Consider the following 24,880-nt stretch of genomic DNA (forward strand, 5'->3'; position numbering starts at 1 on the left):
GCGCAAACTAGCGGTCACTCCACCGTGACCGACTTGGCCAGATTGCGCGGCTGATCGACGTCCGTCCCCATGAATACCGCCGTGTGGTAGGCAAGCAGCTGGATCGGCAGTGAGAAGACCATCGGCGCGATGATCTCGCTGACATTCGGTAGCACGATCGTCGTCATCGTCGGCAGCTTCGATGCTGCCGCGCCCGCCTCGTCGGTAATGAAGATGATGCGCCCACCGCGCGCGGCAACTTCCTGCATGTTCGACACAGTCTTGTCGAAGAAGCGGTCATACGGCGCGATCACGATAACAGGCATGTTCTCGTCGATCAGCGCAATCGGTCCATGTTTGAGTTCACCTGCGGCGTAACCCTCGGCATGGATGTAGGAGATTTCCTTGAGCTTTAGCGCCCCTTCCATGGCAAGCGGGAAGCTCGTGCCACGGCCGAGATAGAGGACGTCGCGGCATTTCGAAAGCTCGCGCGACAGGCTCTCCATCTGAGGTTGGATGAGGTTCAGCACGTGGCTCATGATACGCGGCATTTCAGCGAGATGGCGAACCAGTTCCCGTTCCTGCTCTTCGTTGATTGTTCCTCTCGCTTTGCCGGCGCCGAGTGCCAGCGATGCCAGGACGGCCAACTGGCAGGTGAACGCCTTCGTGGAGGCAACGCCGATCTCAGGACCCGCCATGATAGGGAAGATGGCATCCGACTCGCGGGCGATCGTCGATTCCTTGACGTTGACAACCGCACCGATCTTCAGCCCGTTCTCCTTGCAGTATCGCAGCGATGCTAGCGTGTCCGCCGTCTCGCCCGACTGCGAGATGAAGAGCGCGGCTTGCGAGGGCGACAGCGGCATCTCGCGATAACGAAACTCGGACGCGACGTCGATCTCGACCGGCAAACGCGCGTAGCGCTCGAACCAGTATTTGCCGACGAGACCGGCGAGATAGGCGGTTCCGCATGCCGAGATCGCCAGGCTGGTGGCCGCCTTGAAATCGATCGCGTTGATCCTGTCGCTTATCGTGTTGCTGGCAAAATCGACATAGTGGCTGAGCGCGTGTGAAATGACCTCGGGCTGCTCGTAGATTTCCTTCTCCATGAAGTGGCGGTGATTGCCCTTATCCACCACATAGGCAGTCGTCTGCGATATCTGTCGCGGGCGCTTCACCTCGTTGCCGGAAAAGTCGAGGATTGTCGCGCCGTCTCGGGTCAGTACGGCCCAATCGCCGTCGACGAGGTAAGTGATTTCGTTGGTGAACGGCGAAAGGGCGATCGCATCCGACCCGAGGAACATTTCGCCTGAGCCGTAACCCACGGCAAGCGGCGGGCCGGAGCGCGCCGCCATGATCGTGCCGGGATCATTCCTGAGCATCACCGCAAGGGCATAGGCGCCGGTGACCCGGTTCAACATCTTTAGCATCGCCGTGCGCGGCTCGAGACCGTCACGGAGATACTTCGCCATGAGATGCGCGACGACTTCGGTGTCCGTCTGGGTCTCAAAAGTTGCGCCCTCGGCAATCAACTCGTCACGCAGTTCGGAGAAGTTCTCGATGATGCCGTTATGGACGACCGCAACGCCCTCGACGAAATGCGGGTGTGCGTTGACCTCGTTGGGAACGCCGTGCGTGGCCCAGCGCGTGTGCGCAATACCGATTGCTCCAGGCAATGGGTCGCCGTCGAGGCGTTTTTCGAGATTGAAGAGCTTTCCCTCGGCGCGACGGCGCGCCATCTCGCCGTTGTGTATGGTGGCGACACCCGCCGAGTCATAGCCGCGATACTCGAGTCGCTTCAGCGCATCAACGAGACGCCCTGCAACCGGGCTGCTTCCAACGATTCCAACAATCCCGCACATAAATGTCCCCAAAGCCATCCGTTTCGGAGGCCACTCGTAGCAATTCTGTCTTTTTTCTCAATGGCCTCGGCGGTCACTTTCGGTTTCCGCACGTTACGCGGAAGTCTATGACTTTGCCTTCTTGGCAGCCTTGATCGCAAGTGCACGTTCGCGCAGCGCGGTGGCCCTGCCCGGCTTCACCTCCTGGCGCGCTCGGCCCAATGCGAGTGCATCGGCCGGAACATCCGCGGTAATGACGCTGCCGGAGCCCACGTAGGCGTTGTCGCCAACGCTAACGGGCGCAACAAGCGAGGAGTTCGACCCAATAAAGGTGTTCGCCCCAATCACCGTCTCGTGCTTGTTGACGCCGTCATAGTTGCAGGTCACCGTGCCGGCACCGATATTCGCCCCGGCCCCAATATTTGCGTCGCCAATATAGGTCAAGTGATTGACCTTGGCACCCTCGCCAAGCTTTCCGTTCTTGACTTCGCAGAAGTTGCCAACCTTCGCTCCGCTGGCGAGATCGGCTCCGGGACGCAGCCGGGCGAACGGGCCAACGGTTGCACCGGCGCTGACGTGCGCGCCCTCAATGTGCGAGAACGCATGAATGACAGCGCCGCCGTCGATCGTCGCACCCGGACCGAACACCACGTTCGGCTCGATCAGCGCGTCCTGCCCAATCGCAGTGTCGTAGGAAAGGAACACAGTCTCTGGTGCGATCATCGTCACGCCGGCGATCATCATTTCGTGGCGTCGACGTTCTTGCCAGAGGCGCTCGATCACGGCGAGCTCGGCGCGATTGTTACAGCCGGTCATTTCGATTTCAGGTGCGTCGACAGCGGTGACCCGACCACCGACGGAACGGGCGATTTCCACGAGGTCGGTCAGGTAGTATTCACCCTTCGCATTGGCATTTCCAATGCGGGATAGAAGATCGAGCGCCTTGCGGCCGTTGATCGCCATCAAGCCGCTGTTGCACCACCTCACGGCACGCTCGGCATCGGTGGCATCCCTTTCCTCGCGGATGGCCATCAGTTCGCCATCCTTGACGAGGAGGCGACCATAGCCGGTCGGCATCTCCGTGTGAAAACCAATGACCACCACATCACTGCCCTCGGCAAGGCCCTGACGGGCAGCCTTGAGCGGCCCTTCTGTCTGCAACGGAACATCACCGTACGTGACGATGATGTCGTCATATCCACGGGCAACGGCCTCGCGCGCTGCAAGGACCGCATGGCCGGTGCCGAGCCGCTCGCCCTGCAGGTAGGTTTCGATTTTGACGCTTCCCATCTGCGCAGCCTTTGCCACTTCCTCGGCGTCGCGCCCGACGACGAGCGCGACCGAGGAAATGTCGCTCCGTGCCACAGCATCCACGACATGGGCGATCATCGGGCGGTTTGCGATTGGATGCAGCACTTTCGATTTCGACGACTTCATTCGCGTGCTGTCACCCGCAGCAAGAATGACGGCGAGGCAAGTGCGTTCCATGGTCTGCTCCGAGAATCCGTTGCGTCCGGTCTTTGCTGCCTCATAGCAGCAAGACCAGGGCGGGACAAAGATCAAAAATGGATCAGGCGGATGCCTTGCTCATCGCCGCATAGGCATCGCGGACGTGATCACGGCCGTCTATGATCACGATCTCCATGGCTTTTCGGGCGCCATCGACATCGCCTGCCACGATTGCTTCGACGATACGCATATGGGTGTCGGCAATGTCTGAGAAGCCGTTCTGCGAGGGGGGAGTACTGATACGGAACATCCCCACCAGCGCGGCTTCGATGAGGCTCCCCAGCGTTCGCATGAAGGGATTGTGGGAGGCGTCGGCTATGGCGAGGTGAAAGTGGAGGTCGGCGAGAGCTAGGCTGTCGCTGGTGTGCCCAGGCGCGGCCATCTCAGTCGCTAGCGCACGCAGATGTTCAATGTCTTCCGCATTTGCCCGCTCCGCGACAAGGCCGGCGGCAAAAGGCTCGAAGGCCAGCCGGATATCGTAAAGCTGCAGCAGGAATTCTTCCGTCACGCCACTGTCGAAATGCCAAGCTATAATTTCACTGTCAAACATGTTCCAGAGATTCTTCTCCGTCACACGCGTGCCGACGCGGGCCTTGGCGACGATCATGCCCTTTGCAGCAAGCGTCTTCATCGTCTCCCTAAGGACGGTGCGTGAGACCTTGAAGCGCTGTGCGAGCTCGGCGTCGCCCGGCAGAATGCTTCCGACAGGGTAGGTTCCGGCAACAATTGCCCTACCGAGCTCATCCACGACCTGTGCGTGGCTCGTTCGCGATTTGCGCGCTGTCTTTCCGGTCTCAAGCAATCTGTTACGCAACGAATACCTCCCCGTTCAGGCATACCTCTTATTCATACTGGAAAGGAAGAGAATAACCTTCTGCATTAGAATGAACGCAAAAAGCAAAAGGCCAATCAAGATCTTCGTCCACCAGCTCGATAGTGTCCCGTCGAAGGTGATGTAGGTCTGAATGAGGCCCTGTATCAGGATACCGATGAAGGTACCTGCCACGAATCCCGCCCCTCCGGTCAACAGCGTCCCCCCAATGACGACTGCCGCGATCGCATCCAGTTCGACGCCGACTGCTGCCAGAGAATAACCGGCCGACGTATAGAGCGAAAAAACGATTCCGGATAGACCGGCAAGAAAGCCCGATAATGCATAGATCTGGATCGTGGTGCGCCCAACGGGAACGCCCATCAGTTGCGCCGTTTGCGAGCCGCCGCCGAGCGCGTAGACATTGGTACCGAAGCGCGTGCGGTGCGCAAGGAATATGCCCGCCGCAAAGACGAGAAGCATGACACCGCCGATCAACGTCAGCCGACCGCCGCCCGGCAGCTTATAGTAGAGGCCTGTCAGCGTTGTGTAGTAGTCGTGATTGATCGGAATGCTGTCGATTGACAACACGAACGCCATTCCGCGCGCCAGGAACATGCCCGCGAGGGTCACGATGAAGGCCGGCATCTCCAGATAGTGAATGATTGCGCCCATTGCCGCGCCAAAAGCGGTCGTGATGATCAGCACCAATACAAACGCGACGAGCGGATGGATTGTCGTGTTCTGCAAAATGACAGCTAGGAAAACGCCAGTGAACGCAATGATCGAGCCGATCGACAGGTCGATGCCGCCAGAGATGATGACAAACGTCATGCCGACGGCCGCGATACCAAGAAAAGCATTGTCGGTCAAAAGATTGCCGATCACGCGGGTGGACAGGATATTCGGATACTGCATTGTGCAGATCGCATAGGAAAGAGCGAAGATCACGACGGTTGCCAGCAGCGGCAGATATTTCGAGTTCATTGAATCTGCCCTTCTGCGACACTGCTCGATCGCCGGCTTAGAACCACTGCGGCCGATTGGACCGTCGGCGACTGAATGACGAGGATTACGATGACGATCACTGCCTTGATGATCAGATTGAATTCCGGCGGAAATCCTGAAAGCAAAATGCCGGTGTTCACAGCCTGAATAATCATCGCTCCGATCAGCGAGCCGAGGATGCTGAAGCGACCGCCAAGCAGAGAATTGCCACCCACGACGACAGCCAGGATGGCATCGAGTTCTAGCCAGAGGCCGGCATTGTTCGCATCCGCCCCCTTGATATCGGCTGCTACAATGATACCGGCGATCGAAGCGCAAAGGCTGCTCAGCATATAGACGGCCATCAGTAGGACCGGCGTTCGCACACCGGAAAGCATGCTTGCACGTCGATTAATCCCGGTAGCTTCGATGAGCATCCCAAGCGCCGTGCGCCTCACGAGCAGGATTATCAACGCGCCCATGGACAACCATATGATGACCGGCATCGGAAGAAACGCGAAGGAGCCGCTGCCGAGCGAGATCAGGCCTTCATCGTTGAAGGTCATGATGACCCCCTCGGTAATAAGCTGCGCGATCCCACGTCCGGCAACCATCAGGACAAGTGTGGCGATGATTGGCTGGATGTTGAGCACGGCGACCAGAAAACCGTTCCAGACGCCGCAAAGCAGCCCGACCCCGACCGTCACCAAGAGCGTCACCGCAAGCGATTGACCGGACACGATAGATGATGCGGCAACGGCGCCGCAGATCGCGATCACAGCGCCGACCGAAAGGTCGATCCCCTTCGTTGCAATTACCAGCGTCATGCCAATTGCCAGCAAGGCGACCGGTGCACCGCGGTTCAGCACATCTATGAGGCTGCCATAAAGCCGACCGTTCTGTACAACAACATTAAAGAACTGCGGAAACATCATGAAATTCAAGGCAACAATGACCGCAAGAGCAATGAGTTGCGGGGCTAGGCGGTTCAGGAGTGCGTTAAGCGACGACGTCATGCGTCCTCCGTCTTCTTTTGGGCGGCTGCGATGGCGTCGACGATGCTAGCGGTGCTGACATTCTCGCCCGCCAGTTCCGCGACATGTTCGCGATCGCGGAGGACCAAAATACGTGAGCTATAGGCGATAAGCTCTTCTAATTCCGAAGAAATGACGATCAGCGACATGCCTTTCGCGCAGAGATCTTCGATCAAGCGGATAATTTCAGCATGTGCGCCGACGTCGATCCCGCGGGTCGGTTCGTCGAGGATCAGGAAGTCCGGATTGGTAGCCAGCCAGCGCGCAAGGATCGCTTTCTGCTGATTGCCGCCAGACAGCAGGCGTATTGGCTTCTCCCTGTCCGTCGTGCGGATATCGAGGGCGCTGATGTAGCGGTCCGCCAAGGCGTTCTGATCGGCGCGAGAAATGGGCCGGGCCCAGCCTCGGCGCGCCTGCAGCGCAAGAGCAATATTCTCGCGAATGGAAAGATCGCCGATGATCCCGTCGGTCTTGCGATCCTCCGGACAGAACCCGAAGCCACTGCGGATCGCCACCCGCGGGTTCGACAGCGTAACCTGCTTGCCGTCTACCTGTACCGTGCCGCTGTCGGCCTGCTCGATCCCGAAAAGCAACTCGGCGGTCTCCGTGCGCCCCGACCCGAGCAACCCGGCAACGCCGACCACCTCGCCGACACGGACATCGAGGTCGAACGGCTTCACTTTGCCGCGCTTGCCGTAGCCTTCGAACTTGTATTTGACCGGGCCCGCAGCAACCGTGTGCGCTCGGGCGGTTGCCTCTGCATTCGCCAGTTCGTGACCGAGCATCATTGAGATGAGGCTCTGGCGAGACAGTTCGGACGTGTTGCGGGTCCCCACCAGCCTGCCATTTCTAAGTACCGTAATCCGATCACTTACTTCGTAAACCTGTTCTAGGAAATGAGTAATAAAGACAATGCCAAGTCCACGTTCCTTCAAGTTGTTCATGATGCGGAAGAGCATCGCAACTTCCTGAGTGTCGAGGCTTGCAGTCGGCTCGTCCAGGATGAGAACTTTACCGGACAAGTCGACCGCACGGGCGATCGCTACGACCTGCTGCACGGCAACCGAAAACCGGTCGAGCTGCGCGGTCACATCAACGTTCATCCCGTACTGATCAAGCAGCGCCCGCGCCTGCCGGTTCATGGCACGGACATCGATCATCCCGAAGCGCTTCGGCTGGCGGCCGAGATACAGGTTTTCGGCAACGCTCAGATTGGGCAGGAGATTGACCTCCTGATATACCGTGCCAATGCCCAGTCTCTGGGCGGCGAGTGTATCGGACGGATTGATTTCCGCGCCGTCGAGAGCGAGCCTGCCGTCGTCGCGGTGATAGGCACCAGTAATGCATTTGATAAGCGTAGATTTTCCGGCGCCGTTTTCGCCCAGAAGCGCATGCACCTCGCCCTTGCGAAGCGCGAAATCGACCTTGTCGAGCGCAATGGCACCCGGGAAGAATTTCGATATCCCGTGAGCGGTTAGAACATTCTCGAAATCGTAAATCATGAAGGCGGCTTTTCCCGATATGGACCGACAACGCCGCGCCGTGGACGGACATGAAGTCCCGACTGGCATTCGGCAGGTCCGCACCGGCTTATGTTGAGCCGGTGCGGTTCTAGTCTCAAGATCAGTAGCCGAGGTTCTTCTTCGATTCGTAGACTTTCATCGGATCATCAGCCGGCGTGTAGAGCTTCGATTCCGTTTGGATCCACTTCGGCGGAGCCTTCTTGTCCTTCAGGTACGCATCGAGCACGTCGAACGCGGGGCCTGCCATGTTCGGCGTCAGCTCGACGGTGGCGTTTGCCTCTCCCGCAGCCATGGCCTTGAAGATGTCAGGCACGGCATCGATCGAGACCACGAGGATATCCTTACCCGGCTTTAGGCCGGCTTCCTTGATCGCCTGAATGCCGCCGACGGCCATGTCGTCGTTGTGAGCATAGAGGGCGCAGATGTCCTTGCCACCGTTTTCAGCCTTCAGGAAGCTTTCCATGACTTCTTTGCCCTTGGTGCGGGTAAAGTCGCCGGTCTGGCTGCGAACGATCTTGAGGTTTGCCTTTCCTGCAATGGCTTCCTCGAAGCCCTTTTTGCGGGCGATTGCAGGGGAAGAACCGGTCGTGCCCTGAAGCTCGACGATTTTGCAAGGCTTGTCGCCAACAGTCTTTACGAGCCAATCGCCGGCAACCTTGCCTTCATGAACCTGATCGGAGGTGACAGCCGTCAGGTAAAGGTCTTCAGGCGCCTTGATTGTCCGGTCGAGCAGGATTACTGGAATTTCTGCCTCTTTCGCTTCCTTCAGAACGGCGTCCCAACCGGTCTCGACCACGGGCGCTAGGAAGATGGCATTGACACCCTGGGCGATGAAGGAGCGGATCGCCTTGATCTGGTTTTCCTGTTTCTGCTGCGCGTCAGCAAACTTCAGGTCCACGCCACGCTTCTTGGCCTGCTCCTTCGTGACGGTGGTCTCGGCAGCCCGCCAGCCCGATTCGGAACCGATCTGCGAAAAACCAACGACCAGCTCTTTAGCCGATGCGGAGCCGAACATGCAGGCAGCCAAAATCGTGGCACTCAAGAGTGCAGTCTTCAATTTCATAATTTCCTCCCAAAACCGCGTCCATGCGGCACAGGAGGAAAAAATCATATAGTATTACTTTTGTAAATGCACTTTCTGATATGCGGCGCAACAAAAAAGGCGCTCAAAACGAGCGCCTTTTCCGCATGTGCTAACAGCGCGTCGAAATCACTTCGGCAGCTTGTCGTCGACGCCCTCAACATAGAAGTTCATGCCGAGCAGCGTTGCATCGTCAGCCTTCTCCCCAGCCTTCAGCCAAGGCGTGCCATCCTGCTTATTGATCGGGCCGGTGAAGGGATGCAATTCGCCGGACTTGATCTTGGCTTCGGTTTCCTGAGCCATTTTTTTCACATCATCAGGCATGTTGGTGTAGTCGGCCATCTTGAGGATACCATCCTTCAGGCCGTCCCAGCTCTGCTCGGATTTCCATGTGCCATCGAGAAGAGCGTGAACGCGCTTCGAGTAATAGTTGCCCCAGGTGTCGACGATTGCCGTCAGCTGAGCCTTCGGACCGGCTGCGATCATGTCGGAGGCCTGGCCGAACGCGTGAATGCCACGTGCTTCAGCAACCTGCATCGGTGCGGTGGTATCCGTGTGTTGCGTCAGGACGTCAACGCCTTGGTCGACCATGGCCTTGGCGGCATCGGCTTCCTTGCCTGGATCGAACCAGGTGTTCACCCAGATCACCTTCAGCTTGAAATCGGGATCGATGGAGCGTGCACCCTGTTCGAAGGCGTTGATGCCCATCACCACTTCCGGGATCGGGAAGGACGCGATGTAGGCGGCCCCGTGGTTCTTCGAGGTCTTCGCCGCGATCTGGCCGAGGATGTAACGGCCTTCGTAGAAGCGCGAGTTATAGGTCGCGAGGTTCGGGCCGGACTTGTAGCCAGTGCCGTGTTCAAACTTCACGTTCGGGAACTTGGCGGCGACCTTTACCGTGGCATCCATGAAGCCGAAGGACGTTGTGAAGATCAGCTTGCAGCCGGAACGCGCGAGGCGCTCGATCGCACGCTCTGCGTCGGGGCCTTCCGGCACGTTTTCGAGATAAGGCGTATCGATCTTGTCCCCGAATTCCTTCTGGATCTGCTGGCGGCCGAGATCATGAGCCTGCGAGTAGCCACCGTCCGTGTGCGATCCAACGTAGACGAAGCAGACCTTGGTCTTGTCAGCAGCCTGCGCGGTCGAACCGACGCTCAGGACCGCAGCAGCTGATGCTGCAAATGCAAGTGCGAGTTTTTTCATGATAACCCCTGTTGGTTTGGAATTTCCGGAAGCGCGTTTCATTCTTTTGTTTAGCGCTCCGGCACGAATGGCTTTCCCAGCGACGCGGGCGTGTTGATCAACGTCGTGCGCCGATTATGAGAAATGATGACAAGAACCACAATAGTGGCAGCATATGGGAGCATCGACAAATACTGGGCCGGAATTCCAACCCCGAACGCCTGCGCGTGAAGCTGCAGGATCGTTACAGCGCCGAACAGATAGCCACCAGCAAAAACCCGCCACGGCCGCCAGGATGCGAAGACCACGAGCGCAAGCGTGATCCAGCCGCGACCGGAGGACATGTTCTCCACCCATTGCGGCGTATAGACGAGGGAAAGCTGCGCCCCCGCGAGCCCCGCGCAGGCGCCGCCGAACATGACGGCAAGGTAGCGCGTGCGGATGACACCGATGCCAAGGGCATGGGCCGAGCCGTGACTGTCGCCGATGGCGCGCAGCTTAAGACCGACGCGGCTGCGGAACAGGAACCAGCTGACGCCGAACAGCAGTGCAAGTGATAGATAGAATGTCAGGTCCTGCCTGAACAGAACAGATCCGACCAGGGGAATATCGGCGAGGTAAGGAACGACGATTGGCTCCAGACGTACGCCCGGCACGCTCACATAGCCTTCCCCAAGCATTCCCGAAACACCAAGTCCGAGGATCGTCAATGCCAGTCCGGTCGCCACCTGGTTTGCGACCAGGGTGAGGGTAAGAAAACCGAACAGCAGCGAGAATAGCGCACCCGCGACAATTCCCCCCAATAGCCCGATGTAAGGGGAACCCGACATCTGCGCACTTGCGAAGGCCGCGACGGCGCCCATGATCATCATACCCTCGACCCCGAGGTTGAGAACACCGGACCGCTCGACGACGAGTTCACCCAAGGCGGCAATAACCAGCGGCGTGGACGCTGTAATGACGGTCAGCAGAATCGCTTCGAAGATGCTCACGCAACGCCTCCTCGGACCCGCGTCCAGACGACGCGGATCTTGTAATAAATCAGGGTGTCACACGAGAGCACAAAGAAGAGTATCAGGCCCTGGAAGACGCGGGTGACCTTGTCGGATACACCAAGCGATAGCTGAGCCGCTTCGCCTCCAAGATAAGTCAAAGCGAGCACCAGGCCTGACGCAATGATGCCGAGGGGATTGAGACGCCCGAGAAATGCGACGATGATCGCTGTGAAGCCGTAGCCTGGCGAAATCGCAGGCTGCAGATGCCCAATCGATCCGGACACCTCGGAGATACCGGCAAGTCCGGCAAGCGCTCCCGAAAACAGGAAGCTGAACCAGATCATTTTTTTCGACGAAAAGCCGGCGAACCGCCCTGCCCGCTCGGATTGGCCGAGAACGACGATCTCGAAGCCTCTTAGCGTATACTTCAGCATGAACCAGACGAGCAACGCAGCGACGATCGCAAAAACGAAGGCCCAATGGGCGCGGCCGGATTCTTCCCAGATCGCCGGCAGTGTGGCCTCCGGTGGAAACGGTACGCTTTCGGGAAAGTTGAAGCCTTGGGGATTGCGCCAGGCGCCGCGGATCAGCCAATCAAGGAAAAGCTGTGCGATGTAGACGAGCATCAAGCTCGTTAAGATCTCGTTGGTATTGAAATGCGCCTTCAACAGCGCCGGAATTGCAGCAAACACAGCGCCGCCTATCGCGCCCATGACGAGCATCAAGGGCAGCACGGCAGGGGAATGCCACTCCGTGAATACGATCGGCAGAATAGAACCGGTGATCGCGCCGATCGTAAATTGTCCTTCGGCGCCGATATTCCAGTTGTTGGAGCGATAACAGACCGCCAGTCCGACGCCGATCATGATCAGAGGTGCCGCCTTGACGGCAAGTTCGTGCAGCGACCAAACTTCAAGCAAGGGTTCGAGGAAAAAGGCGTCGAGGGCTTCGACCGGGTTCTTTCCGAGAATGGCAAACATGATCGCGCCGGCAATCAAGGTCAGCAGCAATGCCAACAGCGGCGACACGAAGCCGTAGAGTTTGGATGACTGCGGCCGCTTTTCGAGTTCAATGCGCATCGGCCGCCTCCGAGGTGGTCTTGCTCTCGTGCAGCCCGCCCATCAAGAGGCCGATCTTTTCCCGAGACAGTTCTCCTGCCGGGAAGGGTTGCGAAAGCCGCCCCTCGGAAATCACGGCAATCTCCGTTGCGACCTCGAATATTTCATCAAGGTCCTGGCTGATGACGACGACCGCCGAGCCGTTCCGTGCCAGATCCACAAGCGCCTGGCGAATGCGGCTAGCTGCCCCTGCATCGACGCCCCAGGTCGGTTGATTGACGACGAGAACCGCCGGCTGCCGGTCGAGTTCGCGGCCAACGATGAACTTCTGCAGGTTTCCGCCGGAAAGCGAGCCTGCTGCAGGGTCCTCGCCGCTCTTGCGCACGTCCATTGCCTCGGCGATCCGTTTGGTCGCGGTCCGTACGGCACCGCGGCGAATGACCTTGAGAAAACCGCCGCCGAGAAAGGCCCTGCGGTCGGATTGGCTGCGCGCCAGGACGAGATTGTCGGAAAGCTTCATCGTCGAGACGGCGGCGTGGCCATGGCGCTCTTCCGGCACGAAACCGGCCCCAAGCAGACGCCGCGCCGTGATGCCCTGGCTGCCTACCGCCTTCTTGCGGATCGTGATCGCATCCGGTGAACTGACCGGATACTCTCCTGAGAGCGCATCAAAGAGTTCGCCCTGACCGTTGCCGGCAACACCTGCGATCGCCAGAATCTCGCCGGAACGGACAGTCATGGACACGTCCTTCAAGGGCATAGCGAAGGGCGTGCGTGCGGCAACGGAAAGATTGGCGACGGAAAGTTGCACCTCGCCCTTATTGCCACGGTCGGGATGCGTAACAGTCGCAACATCGCTGCCGACCATCATCCTGGCGAGAGAAGCCGGCGTCTCCTGGCGTGGATCGCAGGCACCTGTCACCCTGCCATTGCGCAAAACGGTCGCGCGATCGCAGATGCGCTGAACTTCCTCAAGCCGATGGCTGATGTAGAGGACCGACTTGCCCTCCGCCTTCAACTTGAAGAGCGTTTCAAAAAGCTTGTCTGCCTCCTGGGGCGTCAGCACCGAAGTCGGCTCGTCAAGAATGATGAGCTTCGGGTTTTGCAGCAGTGCGCGTACGATCTCGATACGTTGACGTTCGCCGACGGAAAGATCGGCAACATGGGCATGCGGGTCGAGGGGGAGACCATAGAGGCGCGAGAGCGCCCTTGCCTCTTGCGCAATTCTGCCGATTGGGATGGTGTCATCAAGCGAAAGCGCGATGTTTTCTGCGACGGTCAGCGCCTCGAAAAGCGAGAAATGCTGGAAGACCATGCCGATGCCGAGCTTGCGGGCGTCGCCTGGTGAACCAATTTCGACCGGCCGGCCTTCCCATAAAATATTGCCCTCGGTCGGTTCGAGCACGCCGAATAGCATCTTGACGAGCGTCGACTTTCCGGCACCGTTTTCACCAAGGAGAGCATGGATTTCGCCAGGGGCGATATCGAGGTCGATATGGTTGCAGGCAGCAAAGCTGCCGAAGAGCTTCGTCAGTTGCTGGACCGACAATAACGCACCGAAACCCGGCACATCAGATAACGACACGTTCCCCTCATTTCCCTCTGCCGACACTGCCCATTCGGGTCATTCTGGGATCAGCAGCGTAGTTCCGGTAGTTTTTCTGGACTCCAGATCCATGTGGGCCCGCCCGACCTCACTCAATGGATATGTTTGGTTGATATTGATACGCACTTTATTGCTCAAAACAACATCAAATAACGCGTTTGCACAATTGGTTAGCTCTTCGCGTGTGGCGACGTAGGTGAAAAGTGTGGGCCGCGTCGCAAAGAGCGATCCCCTCTGCGCGAGCATGGCAAGTGTGAAGTTCTCGATCGGCCCCGAAGACTGACCAAATGACACGAACATGCCGAACCGTCCCAGGCAGTCGAGCGACTGTGGAAAGGTGTCGCGGCCGATCGAGTCATAGACCACGTGAACGCCAGCGCCGCCAGTGATCTCACGTACACGTTCTGCGAAGTTCTCGGTATTGTAATTAATGACATGGTCATATCCGTGCTCGAGAGCCAAGCGCACTTTGCTGTCTGAGCCCGCGGTGCCGATCACGGTTGCGCCGAGCGCCTTTGCCCATTGCCCGGCAATGAGACCGACACCGCCGGCTGCGGCATGAAACAGGATCATTTTCCCCGGGCCGACCTTGTAGGTCCGGTTGAGAAGATACTCCGCAGTCATTCCCTTCAGCATCATCGATGCGGCCGTTTCCAGGGGTATCTCCTCCGGAACTTTCACGAGATGCTTCGTTTCGATGTTTCGTTCGACGCTGTAGGCGCCATCCGAACCGGCATAGGCGACGCGATCGCCGACCTTAAACTCCTCCACCCCGGGGCCGACTGCAGTAACCGTACCAGCCGCTTCCTTGCCAGTCACAAAAGGCAGATGCGGCGCTTTATAGATACCAGTTCGGAAGTAGATGTCGATGAAGTTCAAGCCGATGGCCGCGTGCTTGATCTGAACCTCTCCTATGCCGGGAGGCGGCAGCTCGATATCGATGTATTCGAGAACTTCAGGTCCGCCGATCTTGCTGAATGAAACCGCACGCGTTCTTGCCATTGCCTTCTCCTAATCGCGTCGTCCAAGCGTCGGGAAGAACTGCAGCACGGCGCCGATGCAGTAGAGATAGATACCGCTGAGCATAAAGAGGACAAGCGCCCATTGCGGGATGACGAAATGCAGCAACAGCGCATACATTCCGAGCGCCGACCACAAGAAAAAGACGAAGAGATTGAGCGGCCGCAGGCGCTGTACGCGGACTGGATGCAGAAAATTGATGGGCAAGAAGGTGAGGATGACGGAGACAAGGACGACGGCAAGAGCCGTGATCGCGCTGGCATCGATGACGAACAATGTGAAGACGATCATGTTCCAGACCACAGGAAAGCCTGAGAAGAAGTACTCCTCAGTCTTCATGCCCGTATCGGCATAGTAGATTGCGCTCGATACGACAATCATGCCTGCCGCCACGAACGACCATGGCTCGCCGATCATGCCGCTCTGATAGAGAGCAAAAGCTGGCAGCAGGACATAGGTCACATAATCGATGATATTGTCGAGCGTATCGCCGGACCAGTTTGGCAGCACTTCCTTGACGCTGACCTTGCGGGCAATTGGTCCATCGATGCCATCAACGAGAAGCGCGAGTCCGAGCCACCAGAACATGTCGATGAAACGGTGCTCGGCTGCAGCGACGACGCCGAGAAAGGCTAGAAAGGACCCAGATGCCGTCAGAATATGGACGGAGAATGCGCGTATTTCCGCGTAAGGTACGCGCTTGTAATTGAAAATCTTCATGTTTCCCCGAGCAGCCTATGGCGTCCGCGCCCGGCAGACGCGGCTTTTGCTTAATATGCATCCTTTGCTTCGCTTCGCCAGCGCAAAAGCGACGAGGCCTTGCAAGGCCTCGGTATCCTGACCGCGACACGCATATTTCGTGCAAGTCGCCTGAGAAAGAATGGAATACCTTTAATCGCAACCCTATTTGTAATATCTCGCTGGCATCGAAACATTGTGCGACGAATACGGGATCCGATACGGAAATGAACGCCCCTGCAAAGACCGAAGACTTCGCCTCCCCAATTCCGGCCGGAGTCTATGCCGAAACCGTGCTTAGCGTGACCCATTACACGGATCGCCTGTTCCGGTTTACCATGACGCGTCCGCAGGGTTTCCGGTTCCGGTCCGGCGAGTTCGCCATGATCGGACTGATGATCGATGGCAAGCCGATCTTTCGTGCCTATTCGATCGCAAGCCCCGCCTGGGCAGAAGAGCTTGAGTTCTTCTCGATCAAGGTTCCGGACGGCCCGCTGACCTCGCATCTGCAGGCCATCAAGCCAGGCGACCAGGTTCTGATGCGCAAGAAACCCACGGGCACTCTGGTGCTTGACGCGCTGACGCCCGGCCGTCGCCTTTACATGTTCTCGACGGGCACTGGCATCGCACCCTTTGCGAGCCTGATCCGCGATCCGGAAACCTACGAGAAGTACGAGCAGGTCATCCTCACCCATACAACCCGCGACGTAGCCGAGCTGAAGTACGGCTTCGATCTGGTCGAAGAGATCAAGAACGACGAACTCTTGCAGGAAGTCGTTGGCGACAAGCTGCGTCATTATGCGACTGTCACCCGCGAGGACTTCGACTACCAGGGCCGCATCACCGATCTGATTTCGTCTGGCAAGCTCTTTACCGACCTCGGCGTCCCGCCGCTCGACCCGGCAATCGATCGTGGGATGATCTGCGGTTCTTCCGCGATGCTGAAGGATACCAAGGACCTGCTGGAAAAGGCTGGCCTCAACGAAGGCGCAAACAGCAAGCCCGCCGAGTTCGTGATCGAACGGGCATTCGTAGGCTAAATCAGCGAAAAGACAACGTTTAACGACCCATCACGCGGGCCGACTTCATTTGTGGCCACTGAGATACTTAATCAGTGCACTCATCGCTTGGCCCGCGTCCTTCGACCTGCCCTGCTGGATGGCTCGCATTACCGCGACATGCAGAGAGATGGATTGATCCATCCGTCCGGGACTCGTGGACGCGGACCAAAGGCGACGCGAATGTGTCTGAACCGGTCCAAGCGCCGACGTAATGAATGCGTTCGGGCAGGCCTCTTCAAGAATTTCGTCAAAGGTCTTATCCGCAGCGAAGAAGGCCCCCAGGTCGCCTGTCATCATGCACATTTCCATCGCCTGTGCGCATTCGTCCAACTCTCTACGCTGCTCTGAGGTGGCAGAGTTGGCGGCCAGTGCAGCCGCGATCGGCTCGAGTTCTCGGCGAACCTGCATCACGTTCTCATGGTCCGTTGGCTTAATCTCCGCCACCTGCAACCCAACTCGCGGCTTCACCACAATCAAACCTTGCCACGCCAACTTCTGAATTGCTTCGCGCACAGGTGTGCGCCCATGGCCGGCCAAGTCTATCAGGTGCTTCTCGGTGACCAACGCGCCAGGCTGCAACGTCAGCGTCACGATTGCATGTTCCTACGTGAGATAGGCAAGGTGGCTCAGTGAGTTCTGCATTTGCGTATCCGACTTTAAAAATGCTTGTCTCGCGAAGGCGACGGTAAAAAAGGCTATGATATATCAGCGCCCCACCCAACGGCAAGCTGGACGCTGCGAGGATCATTTGAGGGCGATGCTCGTCCCACGCGGGCGTGCCCGCCTTTCAGAACGGCACATGGATGAATTGCCTGTGAGGGACCGGTCGGACAAGAACGCAATAGCGACCACCCTGCCTTACGATGCCCGTCGATTGGATGTGGGCCCGGAAGTAGATCGAAAAGATGGTATCATGGAAGGTTATTCATGTCTCAGGGCTTCGATCGGATTGAGTTGTGCTGCACGCCTGGCCGGGAAGTACCCGAATACCATTCCGATCGCCGCAGAAAACATGAACGCAACGGCGATCATGGTGGGGCTGACCACAAAAGGCACTTTGAGCAGTGTTACTGCTCCATAGCCAAGGCCGACTCCAAGCAGGATCCCGGCGATGCCGCCGAATACCGAGAGCGCGACGGCCTCGACAAGGAACTGTAGCAGCACCTGCTTTTCGAGTGCGCCGATTGCCAGACGTATGCCGATCTCGCGGGTACGCTCAGTCACGGACACCAGCATGATGTTCATGATTCCGATGCCGCCGACGAGCAGGCTGATTGCGGCGACAGCTCCAAGCAAGCTTGTCAACAGCGTCGTCGTGCCCGTCATAGCGTCAGCGATCTGGGTCATGTCATTGACGTTGAAGTCGTCCTCGCGGCCCGGGATGATTCTTCGGCGCTCACGCAGCAGGTTTTCGGTTTCGTCCTGAACCTTCGACGTCGAGATGCCGTCTCGGGCCGAGATCACGATCATCTGGACATTGGCGTTCGCTTTGCCGCCAATCCGGCGTTGATATACCTTGACGGGCATAACGACGACATCGTCCTGGTCGTTGCCCATACCGGACTGGCCGCGCTTGGCAAGGACGCCGATGATGCTGCATGAAACCTTTCCGACGCGAATCTGCTGCCCCGTGGGATCTGCCGCGCCGAACAGTTGCGAGCGCACAGTCTCGCCCAGGATGCATCGCGGACGTCCGCGTTCCTCTGCCGCATCGAAGGTGCGGCCGGTCGCCATTTCCCAGTCCTGTGCGATGAAGTAATCGTTCGTCGTCCCCATCACGGTCGTCGAGTGACTTTGCCCACCGTAGATGACCGTCGCGGTCGTCTGATTGAGCGGCGCCGCAGCACGCAGGCCGCTGACCTGATCACGAATGGCATCGACGTCCTTGATTGTGAAACGGCGAGCCTCCGAACTCGCGCGACCCGGACCGAACTGACCCGGACGCGCAAACAGGATGTTGGTGCCGAGCCGTGAAAGCTCGGCAGAGACCTGGGCGGTCGTACCGTTGCCAATCGTAACCAAGGCGATGACAGCCGCGACGCCAATGACGACGCCGAGCACGGTAAGAAAGGAACGGAGCATATTCCGGTTGATCGCTCGCAACGCGAGTTTCAACGTCTCAAAGAACATGGTCCGCTCTCCCGCGGTGCTCGACTTCGGTTTCGAGCTTGCCATCGATGAAGCGCAGCAGGCGCTGGGCGTAGGCGGCAATGTCCGGCTCGTGCGTGACCATGACGATCGTAATGCCCTGTTCACGGTTCAAACGCGTCATCAAATCCATGATCTCAATGCTGGTCTTGGTATCGAGATTACCGGTAGGTTCGTCCGCCAGGAGTAGCGAGGGTTCGGTTACAATCGCCCGGGCAATGGCGACGCGTTGCTGCTGGCCACCAGACAATTCCTGCGTCTTGTGATGCTCGCGCCCGGAAAGACCCACAAGCCCGAGTGCCTCCTTAGCTTTCCGGTGGCGCTCACTCGCATGCATGCCACGATAAATCAGCGGCAGCTCCACATTTTCCAAAGCCGAGGTGCGCGGCAGCAGGTTGAATCCCTGGAATACGAAACCTAGCATATGACGGCGCAGCAGCGTCAGTTGGCTGCGGTCGAAGCCCTGTGTTGATACGCCCTGGAATATGTAATCGCCGCCGCTTGGCACGTCGAGACAGCCAAGAATGTTCATGGCGGTCGACTTGCCGGAACCGGAGGGGCCCATGATGGCGACGAATTCATGTTCGCGGATCGACATATCAACTCGGTCGAGTGCGCGAATTGCCGCCTCCCCTTGACCGTAGATCTTAGAGACCTGCTTGAATTCGATTAGTGGTGGGCTCGTCATGGTGAACCTCGCCTACTTCGCCTGCGAGGTGGCGTCGGTGATCACGGCGTCGTTTTCTTTCAGCTCGCCGGAAACGATCTGCGTGAATTGCCCGTCGGAGGACCCTACCTGGATGATCGCGGCCACAGGTTTGCCTGCTTTCAGTACCCAAACGCGCCGTTTGGATCCAGTCAGGGTCTCACCCTGGTTACCACTCCGTGGCCCCATACGAGGTGGTCTCAACAAGCCGAAGATGCCGCGACTGCGCGGAGGGCCTGCCGTCGGGGGAGCATAGCGAAGCGCCGAATTTGGAAGCATCAGGGTATTCTTGACTGCCTCGACGGTAACGTCAGCAGTGGCCGTCATGCCCGGACGCAGCAACAAATCAGCGTTATCGACCGACAGGATCGCCTTGTAGGTCACTACATTGTTGGTCGTCTCGGAAGCGAATCGGATCTGCTTGATCTCGGCCGGAAACGTCCGATTGGGATAGGCATCGACTGTGAACGTTGCCTTCTGGCCGACCGCGATCTGGCCTACATCAGCCTCGTCGACATCGACCTGAAGCTCCATCTTCCTCAGATCACCGGCGATGACGAATAGGACGGGTGCTGAGAGCGACGCCGCGACCGTCGCACCGGGGTCGACGGAACGAGTGAGAACTACGCCGTTGATCGGCGAGACGATCTTTGCCTTAGCGAGGTTAACTTCGGCGAGCCGGAGGTCGGCCTCAGCAGAGAGCACCGCGGCAACGTTGATGTCCTTTGCAGCCACGGCCGAATCGAATTTATATCGCGCATCCTCGAGGCTCTGTTGCGTGGACACATTGCTTTGAACCAGGTTGCGAGAGCGCTGGAACGAGCTCTGTGCCGACTCGAGATCGGCTGTCGCCTTCACGACGTTTGCTTTGGCCGAATCAAGTTTTGCACGCGAACTCTTGACGTCGGCTTCAAGCTTGTTCGTATCGAGAGCGGCTAGGACTTCACCCGCCTTGACTTCGCTGTTGTAGTCGACGTTGACGTCGCGAACCGTTCCGGACAACTCGCTTGATATATCCACTTGCTCGGTCGGCTGAACGGATCCCGTTGCTGTAACCAGCACAGTCAGATCGCCGCGTTTGATGGGCTGAGTAGCGTAGCTGTATTGGTTGCTCTCTTGCCGCGAATAGAAGTAGGCCAGTCCAGCGGCTGCCAGGACCAGTAGAAGCAGTCCCAACAGTCGACCACGCCAGCGACCCTTGGACTGTTTGCGTGAGGCAGCAAGAACGGTCGCCAGATCGGCGCCCGCCTTCATCGGCTTGGTTTCGTGCATATTCTGGACGTCGTTCATTCCGGCCCCGATCAACGTGTTGCCAACGCAGCCTTCAGCAAGATGACCATCTCGAAACTGAACGGCAGATTAGCATCGGCCCGGATTGGCACGAAATGGTCGTGGAACGAAATGAAATCTTGGTAATGATAGTTTAGTTTTCCTCAGGATCTGCAGCAGCATCTGCTTCGCAGTGCCGCCAGTACCGACCTTCGCAAGAGATCGCCCGCCGCCGAATTGTATCTCTCGCGCGGCGCGTGACGGTTGGACCGTCCGCGGTTAAATGGTCGCCCCCAACTCATGTGGCGCGCAGTCGAGTCGGTTTCCTCCCGCATGCGCGCAATAGAATCATCAGTGAGCCGGCAGACGACGCTTGGCGGCCATCAGCAGATCAAGCTCCGTGGCAGATGGCCCGAACTTTTCATAGAGCCGCTTTGCTTCGCTCTCCTCCAGGCGATATTTCCTGGCAAACTCACCGAGACTATAAGGTCGCCCTCGCAACACTTTTCGGGTCGCCGGTGCAGTCACGCTGGTCATTCGTATTCTCCTTGGTTGCATAAGGTCTAGCTAGAGCATCGCGTGACTTTGTGAAGACGTTGAGCAGTCTCCGGAAGGGTTTGATTCGATTAAATTTTTTTTGGGAACCTTCTGACACCTCATGCATTTATAAGGCGAGATTGTGAGCCGCGCCAAGCGGACGCGGCGGCGCGAAGGGATGCCCGGATTTTTCCGCTTTCCCCGGGCGGCCAACCAAACGGCAAACTAGCTTTCGCCCGGTTCATGATCTCGTTTCCCCCAACTTTTACAAAGCGCCTTCGGGCGCTTTTCTTTTGTGACCGTCAATGTTCACGAGCCCGTCGACTAGACCCATGCGCCTCGGCGAGCTGGGTTTTGAGCCCGAGGCGCAAGAAATGTGCCTAATGCGAAGGAAACAGATGATTTTTTGGTTGACCGCAATGGGGCACCTGCATATGTTCCGCGCACTTCCAGACGGGCGTGCTGCCCGGCAATTGGGAGAGCGTAGCTCAGCCGGTAGAGCAACTGACTTTTAATCAGTAGGTCTCGGGTTCGAACCCCGACGCTCTCACCAAATTAATTAAGAAAAACAATGAATTGCATAACTGGCCGGGAGCGCCAGAGGTGAGGAATCGCGTTCACGGGCACAAACGCGGGCACACGCGAGTTTGTGGGCACGCCGCCCGTTGTCCTCACCGTGTCCCATGTTTCGCTCGCGACCCTATCCCGGACGACAACCAACCAATGCCGCGAACCATCCGCCGAGGTTTTCCTGAAGGCGGCGGGCTTGCCCATCGTAAGATGAGCCGGTACGCGGGCCCGGAAGGTTCCATGGATGGCAGCTATCCGCCCAAAGCTGCCTTTTGGTGGCTTCCGCGATCAGCGCGAGATCGCCTGCTCGGCATATCTCGACGGCGGCACGCCGACGAAGCGAGTGAAGGCTGTGCTGAAGGCACTCGCTGATCCATATCCGATGCGCTCGGCAATTTCCTGTAGTCCGACGTCCCTATGTCTCAGTAGTTTTTTCGCCAAGGCCATGCGCCAGGAGATCAGATACTCCATCGGGGTGACGCCCACGATGCGACGAAACCGGTTAAAGAAAACGGAGCGCGACAGCGCCGCCTCCTGTGCCATCTGTTCAACCGTCCAGTCCTTTGTCGGCTGCTCGTGCAACAGACGGATAGCGGCGGCGAGACGCGGATCGCCAAGACCGCGGAGGATGCCGGCTGGTGCCGTCTCGCCAGCGGTTGAACGTAGCGCCTCCACGAGAAGCACCTCCAGCAGCCGCGCAAGGATCATGTCGCGCGCCGGTCGCTCCGCGCAAGCCTCGTCCGTAACCAGACGAACGAGGGCCGCAAGTCTTTTGTCGTCGCGGATATGAAGAAGTTGTGGCAGGAGGCGGACCAGCAGTGCTGCGTCCGGTGAGGCGAACTCGAAATGGCCGACGAGGAGGCGGGCGTTCGTCGGACCGTCGGGATTTCCGTGTCTGGTCTCGCCCGGCAGCATCGTGACGGTCAGGGGATCGCCCCCTGCCTTCGCCGCCTCCTCCAGGCTCGACATTGTGAATCTGAAGAGCGCGGGAACGAGAACAAAGTCGGCTTCACGCAGGGTCACGGGTGGGTGGCCTTCTACCGTCAGGAGCGAGCCGCCGTCCAATATCACGCAGTAAAAGGGTTGGCCGTTCTCCTCGCGGGCCACGCGCCAATAACCAGCGCCGCTGACAACCTTCGAGCGCGGTGCGCTCGGCTGCAAGAGTTCTACCATCTCGGACAAAGGATCACCCAATTGATACTCCTGATAATGCATTGCGGACGATCCATTATATACAGTTCTGGGATGCGCGGTAGAGTATTCCTGCAATTTCAGCAAAGGAAGAAAGCCATGAAGACTGTCTTCATAACGGGTTGCTCGTCGGGATTTGGATTGGAAATCGCCAAGTTCTTCCTCGATAAGGGCTGGAGAGTGGTGGCGACCATGCGCACACCACGTGAGGACATCTTGCCGCGTTCGGAAAACCTCAAGGTTCTTGCACTCGACGTGAAGGATCCCGACAGCATCCGCCAGGCGCTTCGCGACGCTGGTCCGATCGACGTGCTGGTGAACAACGCGGGCATTGGATGGATGAACCCCTTGGAAGGAACACCGATCGAGACCGTGCGTGATATTTTTGAAACCAATACGTTCGGCGCAATGGCCATAATGCGGGCAGCGTTGCCGCAGTTCAGGGAGCGAAAATCGGGTGTCATCGTCAATGTCTCGTCCAGCACGACGATGAAACCTCTCCCGCTGCTTTGCGTATACACCGCGAGCAAGGCAGCGATTAACGCCTTCACCGAATCCGTTGCGTTGGAACTTGAACCCTTCAACGTCCGGGTCAGGATCGTGCTTCCGGGCCGCTCTCCCGAAACCAGCTTCAGCGCTACTGCACGCTCCCGCGTGCAAGGTCAGGGCGATATTCCAGAAGCTTATTCTTCGTATGTCGCGGCTCTTTTCGCTGCACGCGGGCAGCAGCAGGATGCCGACGTGACGCGACCAGCGGATGTGGTCGAAGCCGTCTGGCGTGCCGCGACCGATCCGTCAGCGCCGATGCGCATCCCTGCCGGCGCGGATGCACTGGCATTGGCTACGTAGTTTCGTCCCAAGAGCATACAGGACTGCGCACGTGGTCCTGTATTCGGCTCATCGAAGCAAAAGTTCTGGCACTGTCAGACCCCGACGGTCTCGCCACGAAATCAAAGGCTTAGTAGATGTTGGAAGCGGCGGGTGCGTTATGCAACCTCTCAGCTCGGCTGTCTGATTAACGACACGAGCCATATCCTCTGATCGCGAGTTGCAGCGCACTCTGGAATGATCACGAAGAGTAATGAGTATTCCGTCGCAGGAGTGCGAGAAAGCGTTGAGATTCTCCCCCGTACGTATTCAAATTCATCGCATTCGCCCGCGACCCCTGCAGATAGGATCGCCCGGTGCGGGCAGATGCTGGCTTTCGTCTTGTCACCTGTCCGCAGGTTGTTTCGTGTTGTCCCCGTTACCGATACGACACATTATCAATGTGACGTCGCCTTCCGGCTGGCCAAAAGCAGAATGTAGTCGTCTGCCGCATCCGCTATTGCCATTGCCACTTCCGCCGGCGCCCACCCCTTTTGCTGCGCATCACGGATGATCTGATGGAGTGCGGGCTCAACATCAGCACGGCAGTCGAGCAGACGTTGATCGTGAGTAGTGTCATTGCTAACGGTCTGTAGATCAATCATGGCTAGAACCCCTCTCTCATGTGAAGGAAGCTACCATGACATAGATTGCAGGTTGAGCAAGCAAATGCTTAAAGAAAGGCGCGATTTCGTTGAGAATGAGCTTTTTCGATTACACATGCGACGTCGGCAAAACGATTTACGGCATAATCAACCTTTGAACCGTCATCCGAGCGCCGCCGTTCTTGTGAGTTACCTGCGATGTCCACGTGCTTATGCCGGAGCAAAGTTGACTGCAATTGGTATTGATCGTACCCGGCTGATATGATGGACAGTATGGAAATTGGTATGCATCGTTGCGGCGGTCAAAGAAGGTAACCTTCGCCGCCGGCCTCATGCGGCAGACTGGCCGCCTATATCGCTGAAAGATCTATGTGTCGAAAATGCGCACTGGGAGGGCGTTACGCTGGATCAGCGTACTCGACAAAGCGTCGAGTGATTTTCTAAAAACGTCTGCTGGTTGTATTATCTTGACTCCACTGATTGTTGTCGTCATTCGGCATCGTCGGACGGACGAAACCTGAAGAATTCTTTGCCGCCGCCTTTATGTTCAGTCGAATACATT

Annotated in this window: 22 protein-coding genes and 1 tRNA gene; 3 read left to right on the forward strand and 20 right to left on the reverse strand. The window is 58.0% G+C overall.

The genetic code is table 11. From position 1 onward, the window contains the following. Positions 1 to 14: 14 nt before the first annotated feature. The 13 genes from glmS to pcsA all read right to left on the reverse strand — a co-directional run bounded on the left by glmS (position 15) and on the right by pcsA (position 15,346). On the reverse strand, positions 15 to 1,841 hold the full coding sequence (gene glmS / locus BN77_RS13305; RefSeq protein ID WP_007532648.1) for a glutamine--fructose-6-phosphate transaminase (isomerizing): 1,827 nt from the start codon (positions 1,839 to 1,841) through the stop codon (positions 15 to 17). 105 nt (positions 1,842 to 1,946) lie between these two features. After that, on the reverse strand, positions 1,947 to 3,308 hold the full coding sequence (gene glmU, locus BN77_RS13310; RefSeq protein ID WP_007532650.1) for a bifunctional UDP-N-acetylglucosamine diphosphorylase/glucosamine-1-phosphate N-acetyltransferase GlmU: 1,362 nt from the start codon (positions 3,306 to 3,308) through the stop codon (positions 1,947 to 1,949). Positions 3,309 to 3,390: 82 nt separating this feature from the next. Beyond that, positions 3,391 to 4,143 (reverse strand): FadR/GntR family transcriptional regulator, encoded by a 753-nt coding sequence (locus BN77_RS13315; protein ID WP_040677157.1) that lies wholly within the window; start codon positions 4,141 to 4,143, stop codon positions 3,391 to 3,393. A 15-nt stretch (positions 4,144 to 4,158) separates the two neighbouring features. Then, positions 4,159 to 5,127 (reverse strand): galactofuranose ABC transporter, permease protein YjfF, encoded by a 969-nt coding sequence (gene yjfF, locus BN77_RS13320; RefSeq protein ID WP_007532654.1) that lies wholly within the window; start codon positions 5,125 to 5,127, stop codon positions 4,159 to 4,161. Then, the gene (locus BN77_RS13325; protein ID WP_007532656.1) at positions 5,124 to 6,143 is read right to left on the reverse strand and encodes an ABC transporter permease; all 1,020 of its coding nucleotides are present in this window, start codon (positions 6,141 to 6,143) and stop codon (positions 5,124 to 5,126) included. The genes yjfF and BN77_RS13325 overlap by 4 nt, the downstream gene beginning before the upstream one ends. Next, complete coding sequence (gene ytfR, locus BN77_RS13330; RefSeq protein WP_007532657.1) at positions 6,140 to 7,663, reverse strand: galactofuranose ABC transporter, ATP-binding protein YtfR; 1,524 nt, start codon at positions 7,661 to 7,663, stop codon at positions 6,140 to 6,142. Before ytfR ends, BN77_RS13325 begins: the two co-directional genes overlap by 4 nt. 121 nt (positions 7,664 to 7,784) lie before the next feature. Continuing rightward, the gene (gene ytfQ / locus BN77_RS13335; protein ID WP_007532658.1) at positions 7,785 to 8,747 is read right to left on the reverse strand and encodes a galactofuranose ABC transporter, galactofuranose-binding protein YtfQ; all 963 of its coding nucleotides are present in this window, start codon (positions 8,745 to 8,747) and stop codon (positions 7,785 to 7,787) included. Between the two features lie 147 nt (positions 8,748 to 8,894). Further along, positions 8,895 to 9,968: a BMP family ABC transporter substrate-binding protein gene (locus BN77_RS13340; protein ID WP_007532660.1), complete on the reverse strand. Its 1,074-nt coding sequence runs from the start codon at positions 9,966 to 9,968 to the stop codon at positions 8,895 to 8,897. 50 nt (positions 9,969 to 10,018) lie between these two features. Next, positions 10,019 to 10,939, reverse strand: coding sequence for an ABC transporter permease (locus BN77_RS13345; RefSeq protein WP_007532662.1), 921 nt, complete (start codon positions 10,937 to 10,939; stop codon positions 10,019 to 10,021). Further along, a complete protein-coding gene (locus BN77_RS13350) occupies positions 10,936 to 12,021 on the reverse strand; it encodes an ABC transporter permease (RefSeq protein WP_007532663.1) in 1,086 nt (361 codons plus the stop codon). Before BN77_RS13350 ends, BN77_RS13345 begins: the two co-directional genes overlap by 4 nt. After that, positions 12,011 to 13,585, reverse strand: coding sequence for an ABC transporter ATP-binding protein (locus BN77_RS13355; protein ID WP_007532664.1), 1,575 nt, complete (start codon positions 13,583 to 13,585; stop codon positions 12,011 to 12,013). Before BN77_RS13355 ends, BN77_RS13350 begins: the two co-directional genes overlap by 11 nt. 39 nt (positions 13,586 to 13,624) lie before the next feature. After that, positions 13,625 to 14,608: a quinone oxidoreductase family protein gene (locus BN77_RS13360; RefSeq protein ID WP_007532665.1), complete on the reverse strand. Its 984-nt coding sequence runs from the start codon at positions 14,606 to 14,608 to the stop codon at positions 13,625 to 13,627. A gap of 9 nt (positions 14,609 to 14,617) precedes the next feature. Then, entirely contained in the window at positions 14,618 to 15,346 is a 729-nt protein-coding gene (gene pcsA / locus BN77_RS13365; protein ID WP_007532666.1) for a phosphatidylcholine synthase, read from the reverse strand. A 245-nt stretch (positions 15,347 to 15,591) separates the two neighbouring features. Here pcsA and BN77_RS13370 point away from each other — a divergent pair, with 245 nt between their 5' ends. After that, positions 15,592 to 16,404, forward strand: a complete 813-nt coding sequence (locus BN77_RS13370; RefSeq protein WP_007532668.1) for a ferredoxin--NADP reductase — start codon at positions 15,592 to 15,594, stop codon at positions 16,402 to 16,404. A 45-nt stretch (positions 16,405 to 16,449) separates the two neighbouring features. Here the strand turns inward: BN77_RS13370 and BN77_RS13375 are convergent, their stop codons facing one another. The 5 genes from BN77_RS13375 to BN77_RS13395 all read right to left on the reverse strand — a co-directional run bounded on the left by BN77_RS13375 (position 16,450) and on the right by BN77_RS13395 (position 21,085). Continuing rightward, positions 16,450 to 17,019 (reverse strand): GntR family transcriptional regulator, encoded by a 570-nt coding sequence (locus tag BN77_RS13375; RefSeq protein ID WP_244426214.1) that lies wholly within the window; start codon positions 17,017 to 17,019, stop codon positions 16,450 to 16,452. A gap of 327 nt (positions 17,020 to 17,346) precedes the next feature. Then, positions 17,347 to 18,555, reverse strand: a complete 1,209-nt coding sequence (locus BN77_RS13380; protein WP_040677159.1) for an ABC transporter permease — start codon at positions 18,553 to 18,555, stop codon at positions 17,347 to 17,349. After that, entirely contained in the window at positions 18,545 to 19,261 is a 717-nt protein-coding gene (locus BN77_RS13385; protein ID WP_040677161.1) for an ABC transporter ATP-binding protein, read from the reverse strand. Before BN77_RS13385 ends, BN77_RS13380 begins: the two co-directional genes overlap by 11 nt. Positions 19,262 to 19,273: 12 nt before the next feature. Beyond that, positions 19,274 to 20,569 (reverse strand): efflux RND transporter periplasmic adaptor subunit, encoded by a 1,296-nt coding sequence (locus tag BN77_RS13390; RefSeq protein ID WP_007532671.1) that lies wholly within the window; start codon positions 20,567 to 20,569, stop codon positions 19,274 to 19,276. 330 nt (positions 20,570 to 20,899) lie between these two features. Then, complete coding sequence (locus tag BN77_RS13395) at positions 20,900 to 21,085, reverse strand: hypothetical protein (RefSeq protein ID WP_007532673.1); 186 nt, start codon at positions 21,083 to 21,085, stop codon at positions 20,900 to 20,902. Between the two features lie 477 nt (positions 21,086 to 21,562). Between BN77_RS13395 and BN77_RS13400 the strand changes: the two genes are divergently transcribed. Beyond that, positions 21,563 to 21,638: transfer RNA gene (locus tag BN77_RS13400), tRNA-Lys, on the forward strand. Positions 21,639 to 21,943: 305 nt separating this feature from the next. On the opposite strand, the gene BN77_RS13405 is transcribed toward BN77_RS13400, so the two are convergent. Then, complete coding sequence (locus BN77_RS13405) at positions 21,944 to 22,849, reverse strand: AraC family transcriptional regulator (protein ID WP_007532676.1); 906 nt, start codon at positions 22,847 to 22,849, stop codon at positions 21,944 to 21,946. A gap of 96 nt (positions 22,850 to 22,945) precedes the next feature. Here BN77_RS13405 and BN77_RS13410 point away from each other — a divergent pair, with 96 nt between their 5' ends. Beyond that, a complete protein-coding gene (locus BN77_RS13410) occupies positions 22,946 to 23,695 on the forward strand; it encodes an SDR family oxidoreductase (protein WP_007532677.1) in 750 nt (249 codons plus the stop codon). Between the two features lie 416 nt (positions 23,696 to 24,111). Here the strand turns inward: BN77_RS13410 and BN77_RS13415 are convergent, their stop codons facing one another. After that, entirely contained in the window at positions 24,112 to 24,318 is a 207-nt protein-coding gene (locus BN77_RS13415) for a hypothetical protein (protein ID WP_007532678.1), read from the reverse strand. Positions 24,319 to 24,880: the final 562 nt, after the last annotated feature.

Source organism: Rhizobium mesoamericanum STM3625 (assembly GCF_000312665.1).
Taxonomy (GTDB): Bacteria; Pseudomonadota; Alphaproteobacteria; order Rhizobiales; family Rhizobiaceae; genus Rhizobium; species Rhizobium mesoamericanum.